The following is a 6,491-nucleotide window of genomic DNA, read 5'->3' as shown; positions in this document are numbered from 1 at the left end:
GTGGAGGAGTGGGTTTCGGGGGCGGAGGCTCGGGCGTCGGCGTCGGCGTCGGCGTCGGCGTCGGAGTCGGAGTCGGAGTGGGTGTCGGCGTCGGCGTCGGCGTCGGCTTCTGACACGGCGGGAAGGTCGGCCAGGAGGCGCTGCTCCCGGCCACCGCCACCGCGTGCGTACCGTCCGGTCCGGTCGACGCGTAGGCGCAGGCGTCCGCCTGCGCGGTGCCGACGGGCACGCCGACGAGCGTGAACGTCAGCGTCACCAGGGCCAACACCCGTCCGCCGGCGGCGGATCGGGTCGGTTCGGGTCCATGCACGACGCAGATCATGGAGCCTGGCGCGCCGGGCCACGCCCGAGTGCCCGGTGATTGCCCCGAAGGAGGGACACGGGCCGACCAGCGGTTTGACCTCCGCAGGCCCGCCCGCGCCGGACCCCGCACCTGTGTACGAATCCGGCGTGCGGTGGCCGCCGGAAAGAATCCCGCCCTCCGTTGAACACAACCGGCACTCCCGTGCGTACCCAGTGTCGTGCGGCGGCCCGGACGGGAGCCGCAACACCTTCACCATGATCGGGGATTGACGATGAAGACCTCCTGGCGGAGCGCCTCACTCGTGGCGAGCGCTGCGGTGCTGCTGGCGCTGACGACGGCGTGCGGCCAGGACGGCGGCGCCCCCACCGGCAGCCAGAACGTGGGCGCCACGGCCGCGCCCGGCGACGTCGGCGACATCGGAGCGGGGGCCGGCGACGGAATCGGCAACGGCTCGGCCAAGCCCCAGGGTTCGGCGAGCGCGCCGGAGCCCGCGGGCAAGCTGTCCGTGTCCACGAACGCCGAGATCGGCGAGGTGGTGACCGACGGAGCGGGCCACACCCTCTACCGCTTCGACGCCGACACCGCCAAGCCTCCCAAGACGACCTGCGAGAACGACTGCGCCACCGCCTGGCCGCCGGTGGCCGCGGACGACGCCCTCGCCGGGGAGGGCATCGACGAGGACCTGCTCGGCGAGGTCACCCGCCCCGACGGCACCAAGCAGCTGACCATCGGCGGCTGGCCCGCGTACCGCTACGCCAAGGACGCCGCCGCCGGGGACGCCAAGGGCCAGGGGGTCGGCGGCAAGTGGTTCGCGCTGGCCGCCGACGGCAAGAAGGCCAAGGCCGCCGACCTGGCCGGGCTCTCCACCCGCGAGGATCCGAAGCTCGGCGAGATCGTCGTCGACAAGAACGGCATGACCGTGTACCGCTTCATGAAGGACGAGGCCTGGCCGAAGCCCGTCTCGGCGTGCACCGGCGCCTGCCTGGAGAAGTGGCCGGTCGTCGCCCCCGTCGAGGCCGACGACACCAAGGGTGTGGAGAAGAAGGGCCTGATGAGCTTCACCCGGCCCGACGGCGCCGCCCAGCAGACGATCGACTGCTGGCCGATCTACACCTTCGCCGGCGACAAGAAGGCCGGTGACACCAACGGGCAGGGTGTCGGCGGCACCTGGTACGCCGTCAAGCCCGACGGGAAGCCGGTCGGCGCGCCGAAGAAGTAGCCGCCCCCGCCCTCGGCGCGCGCAGCGGGCCGTCCCCTCCGTACCCAGACGGAGGGGACGGCCCCGTTCGTGCGCTTTGATGCGCCTTGGGGCCCCGCATGTGCCGCAGGCAGTGACCGGGAACGGACGGTCAATTTCCGTTTGGGGTCGCTCCTTTGGCGAGCGATCAGTAGCCTCAGCTCGAACACCGGACCGGCTACGCCTTGGAGAACTGGATGGAGCGTCCCGCCTGGGCCCCCCGCAGCATCGACATCTCGGTGCCCAGCGTGTCCCGGATCTACGACTTCTACCTGGGCGGTTCGCACAACTTCGAGGTCGACCGGGAAGCCGCCCGCCGCGCCATGGAGTTCCTGCCGGGGCTCCCCAAGATCATGCAGGCGAACCGGGCGTTCATGCGCCGTGCCGTGCGCTTCGCGGCCGAAGAGGGCATCGACCAGTTCCTGGACATCGGCTCCGGCATCCCCACCTTCGGCAACGTCCACGAGGTGGCCGGACGCGCCCGCCCCGGCGCCCGCGTCGTGTACGTCGACCACGACCCGGTGGCGGTCGCCCACAGCGAGGCCGTCCTGGCGGGCAACGACGACGCCGGAGTCGTGGCGGCGGACCTCCTCAAACCGCGGGAGATCCTCAGCAGCCCCCAGGTGCGGGGGCTGATCGACCTGAATCGACCGGTCGCCCTCCTGCTGGTTGCCATACTGCACTTCGTGGAAGACGCGGACGACCCGTACGCGGCGGTGGCCGAGCTGAGCGACGCGCTCGCGCCCGGCAGCCTGCTCGTGCTCACGCACGCCTCGTACGAGGGAATCCCGCTGCCCGCCGAGCGGGCCGGGGGAGCGGTGGACGTGTACCGGGACATCCGCAATCCGCTGATCATGCGTTCGCGCGACGACATCGCGCGGTTCTTCAAGGGGTACGACATGGTGGAACCCGGACTGGTTCCGATGCCGCGCTGGCGGCCCGAGGGGTCGCCGGAGGACGAGGACCCGTACGCGTTCTCCGGGTTCGCCGGCGTGGGGCGTACGGCGTGAAGGCGGAGCCGGACGGGCCGGAGGACAGACTGCGCAGGTTCGCGACGATCTGGAGCCGGGCCGTGTTCCCGGTGACCTCGACGTCGTCCACCCGGCCCGAGTTCGAGGACCAACTGCTGCCGCTGGCCCGCCGGCTGAGCGAGGTGCTGCGCGCCCGCGGCTTCGACGCCGCCGAGGCCCGGGCGGTCGGCGCCGCACTCGTCGACGCCCACTGCACCGACCCCGAGGCGCTCGCCCGGACGCTCGACTGCGTCGACGCCTACCTGGTGCTCTACTGCGGCGAGGACGGCGACCCCGAGGACCTGCGGGCCCGTTCGGCGCGGCTCCAGCACGCCATGGCCGCCGGGTTCGCCGGGGCGCTGCGGGCCAGGACCCTGGCCGAGCAGGAGGCCATCGCGCAGGCCGCCCTGAAGGCGCAGGGCGTGGTGGCCGAGGCGCTGCACGCCAGCGAGGCCCGCTTCCGCGCGGTCTTCGAGGGTGCCGCCATAGGCATCGGCATCGCCGACCTGGACGGCAACGTCCTCCAGGTCAACGACGCGCTGATGCGCATGTTCGGCATCGCCGACCCGACGCTCGGCGGCCGCAGGGCGACCGAGTGGACGCACCCCGACGACGCGCCGCAGACCTGGCGGCTCTACGACGAGCTGGTGCGCGGCAAGCGCGAGCACTACCACGTGGAGAAGGCCTTCTACCGGCCCGACGGCACGGTCCTGTGGACCAACCTGACCGTCTCCCTGCTGCGGGACGCCGACGGCACCCCGCAGTACCAGCTGGCGCTGATGGAGGACACCACCGAGCGGCGGCTGCTCAACCTGCGGCTGCGCTACGAGGCCACGCACGACGCGCTCACCGGGCTGCCCAACCGGAGCTTCTTCTTCGAACGCCTGGAGAAGGCCCTGAACGCGGGCCCGGGCCAGCGCTTCGGCCTGTGCTACCTCGACCTCGACGGCTTCAAGACCGTCAACGACAGCCTCGGCCACGCGGCCGGCGACCGGCTGCTGGTGGAGGTCGCCGACCGGCTCCAGGCCTGCGCCACGGCGCCCGGCGAGATGGTCGCCCGGCTCGGCGGCGACGAGTTCGTCGCCCTGACCACCGGCCGCGACACCCGGCACGAGGTCGACGAGCTGGCCGGCCGCATCATGAACGCGCTGCTCGCCCCGATCAGCGTCGACGGCCGCGAACTGACCGTGCGCGGCAGCATCGGCATCGTCGAGGGCCCCGCGGGCGAACGCAGCCCGGCGGAGGTGCTGCGCAGCGCCGACATCACCATGTACCGGGCCAAGTCGGCGGGCGGCAACCGCTTCGAGCTGGCCGACCCGGAGGCCGACGCGCGCGTCATCACCCGGCACGGGCTCACCACCGCGCTGCCGGCCGCCCTGGAGCGCGGCGAGTTCTTCATCGAGTACCAGCCGCTGGTCCACCTCGGCGACGGCAGTGTGCGCGGCGCCGAGGCGCTGGTGCGCTGGCTGCACCCGCAGCACGGGGTGCTCGGACCGGACCGGTTCATCCCGCTCGCCGAGCACACGGGGCTCATCGTGCCGCTGGGCCGCTGGGTCCTGGAGCAGTCCGTGCGGCAGGCCCGCGCCTGGCGGGAACGGTACGGCGAGACGACCGCGGCGGGCCCGCTGCGCATCAACGTCAACCTCTCGCCCTGCCAGCTCACCCACCCGGGCCTGGTCCAGGACACCGTCGAGATCCTGGAACGGACCGGGGTCGCGCCCGACGCCCTGTGCCTGGAGGTGACGGAGTCGGCGCTGATCGGTGCGGACGACGACCTGCTCAAGCCGCTGCGCCGGCTGGCCGAGATGGGTGTCGACATCGCCCTGGACGACTTCGGCACCGGCTACTCCAACCTCGCCAACCTGCGCAGGCTGCCGGTCAGCGTCCTCAAGCTGGACCGTTCCTTCACGCAGAGCATGCAGCGGTTCCCCGCCGACCCCGTGGACCTCAAGATCGTCGAGGGCATCGTCGCCCTGGCCCACAGCCTCGACCTCTCGGTCACCGTCGAGGGCGTGGAGACCGGCGCCCAGGCGGAACAGCTGCGCATACTGGGCTGCGACACGGCCCAGGGCTGGTACTACGCCCGCCCCGGCCCACCGGACCGGCTGCACGAACTGGCCCTGGTGGACGCGACGGCCTAGCGCCCGCGCCCCTAGGGGCGCGGGGAACTGCGCGACCAGCCACAACGCACCCGCGGCCCCGGACGGCGCTGAACGACAACGGCGCCCCCGGGGCTCGGCAGAAGGAACCGTCACCGCTCCAGCAGCATCCGCTGCAACTCCCGAGCCGCCCGCGGCGGAGCCACATCGCTGCGGTGCGCCAGCGCGATGGTCCGGTGCAACCCGGGCCGGGCCAGCGGTGTCACCCGGAGTCCGCGGCCGGAGCGGGCCGCGACCATGCGGGGGACGACCGCCATCCCCAGCCCCGCCCGGACGAATCCCAGCACCGCGTCCATCTCCCCGCCCTCCACCGCGAAGTCCGGCTCGAACCCCGCGGAGCGGCACGCGGCGACGGTCAGCTCCCGCAGGTCGTAGCCGTGCCGGAACATCACCAGGCGTTCGCCCTCCAGGTCCGCGATGTCCACGGCCCGGCGTCCCCCGCCCGGCCGGGCCGACTCCGGGGACGACACCACGACCAGGTCCTCCCGCAGCAGCTCCACCGTGGTCAGCGCGGGCGAGGCGGTGGGCAGGGGGAGCACGACCAGCGCGAGGTCGAGCGCGCCGCGCGCCAGCTCCCGGACCAGGTCGAGCGAACCGCCCTCCTCGATCAGCAGCTGGATGCCGGGGTACCGGTCGTGGAACGCGCGCAGCACGTCGGGGAGCAGGCCCGTGCACAGGCTCGGCGTCGCGCCCAGCCGGACCCGGCCGCGACGCAGTTGCACCAGCTCCAGCACCTCGTGCCGCGCGGTGTCCGCGTCGGCCAGGATGCGCCGGGCCAGCGGCAGCAGCGCCTCCCCGGCGTCGGTGAGGGTGATGTTGCCGCGGGCCCGCAGGAACAGGTCCGCGCCCAGCTCCCGCTCCAGCGACTTGATCTGCTGGGACAGCGACGGCTGCGCCACGTGGACCGCCTCCGCGGCGCGCGTGAAGTGCCGCGTCTCGGCGACCGCCACGAAGTACTGAAGCTGTTGCAACTGCATACGGCGAGCATACGCCGTCGATAGAGAGTTCCTATGGAATCCAGGCGGACCATGTCTTGGACCGATGGGGCACCCTCCCCGTAACGTCCTGTGACATGGCTCTGGCAACGCGGACGGACCGACGGCCGTCCATGGCGCGCACCGTGTGGGACTCGACCGTCGGCAAGAAGACAGTGATGGCGGTCAGCGGTCTCGTCATGCTGCTCTACCTGGTCGCCCACATGATCGGGAACCTGAAGATCTTCTTCGGGCCGGAGGAGATCAATCACTACGCCCACTGGCTGCGTACCGTCGGCGAGCCGTTCATGCACTACGAGTGGACGCTCTGGCTGATCCGTGTCGTCCTGGTGGCCGCCGTGGTCGCGCACGCCACCTCCGCGTACCAGCTGAGCCGCCGCGACATCAAGGCACGCCCCACCAAGTACGCGAACAAGAAGGCGGGCAAGAGCTTCGCCACCCGCACGATGCGCTGGGGCGGGGTCATCCTCGGCCTGTTCATCGTCTGGCACATCCTCGACCTGACGACCGGCACCGTGCACCCGGGCGGCTACGAGCACCTGCGCCCGTACCAGAACATCATCGACACGTTCTCCACGTGGTACGGGAACGTCGTCTACATCGCGGCCGTGATCGCCCTCGGCTTCCACGTCCGGCACGGCCTCTGGAGCGCCGCCCAGACCCTCGGCGTCGGCAGCCGCACCCGCGACCGCGCCCTGAAGACCATCGCGAACGTCCTCGCGCTGCTGCTCACGGTCGGCTTCGTCGCCGTACCCGTGGGCGTCATGACCGGAGTGGTGAGCTGAC

At 72.1% G+C, this 6,491-nt stretch carries 5 protein-coding genes; 4 read left to right on the top strand and 1 reads right to left on the bottom strand.

The genetic code is table 11. The features are described 5' to 3' along the window. Positions 1–575: 575 nt before the first annotated feature. From DMH12_RS22180 to rmdA, 3 genes are all read left to right on the top strand, one after another. On the top strand, positions 576–1,523 hold the full coding sequence (locus DMH12_RS22180; RefSeq protein WP_125493249.1) for an SCO0930 family lipoprotein: 948 nt from the start codon (positions 576–578) through the stop codon (positions 1,521–1,523). A 215-nt stretch (positions 1,524–1,738) separates the two neighbouring features. Beyond that, positions 1,739–2,551 carry an SAM-dependent methyltransferase gene (locus DMH12_RS22175; RefSeq protein ID WP_125493246.1) on the top strand — a complete coding sequence of 271 codons (813 nt, stop codon included), beginning with the start codon at positions 1,739–1,741 and terminating at the stop codon, positions 2,549–2,551. Next, positions 2,548–4,692 (top strand): cyclic Di-GMP phosphodiesterase RmdA, encoded by a 2,145-nt coding sequence (gene rmdA / locus DMH12_RS22170; RefSeq protein ID WP_125493245.1) that lies wholly within the window; start codon positions 2,548–2,550, stop codon positions 4,690–4,692. Before DMH12_RS22175 ends, rmdA begins: the two co-directional genes overlap by 4 nt. Before the next feature lie 110 nt (positions 4,693–4,802). Here rmdA and DMH12_RS22165 read toward each other — a convergent pair whose 3' ends face one another. Beyond that, entirely contained in the window at positions 4,803–5,687 is an 885-nt protein-coding gene (locus DMH12_RS22165; RefSeq protein ID WP_125493244.1) for a LysR family transcriptional regulator, read from the bottom strand. Positions 5,688–5,818: 131 nt separating this feature from the next. Between DMH12_RS22165 and DMH12_RS22160 the strand changes: the two genes are divergently transcribed. Then, positions 5,819–6,490, top strand: a complete 672-nt coding sequence (locus DMH12_RS22160) for a succinate dehydrogenase (protein WP_125493248.1) — start codon at positions 5,819–5,821, stop codon at positions 6,488–6,490. Position 6,491 lies beyond the last annotated feature (1 nt).

The sequence above is a fragment of the Streptomyces sp. WAC 04229 genome, assembly GCF_003947455.1.
Taxonomy (GTDB): Bacteria; Actinomycetota; Actinomycetes; order Streptomycetales; family Streptomycetaceae; genus Streptomyces.
This window is presented reverse-complemented; position numbering and strand designations above follow the sequence as displayed.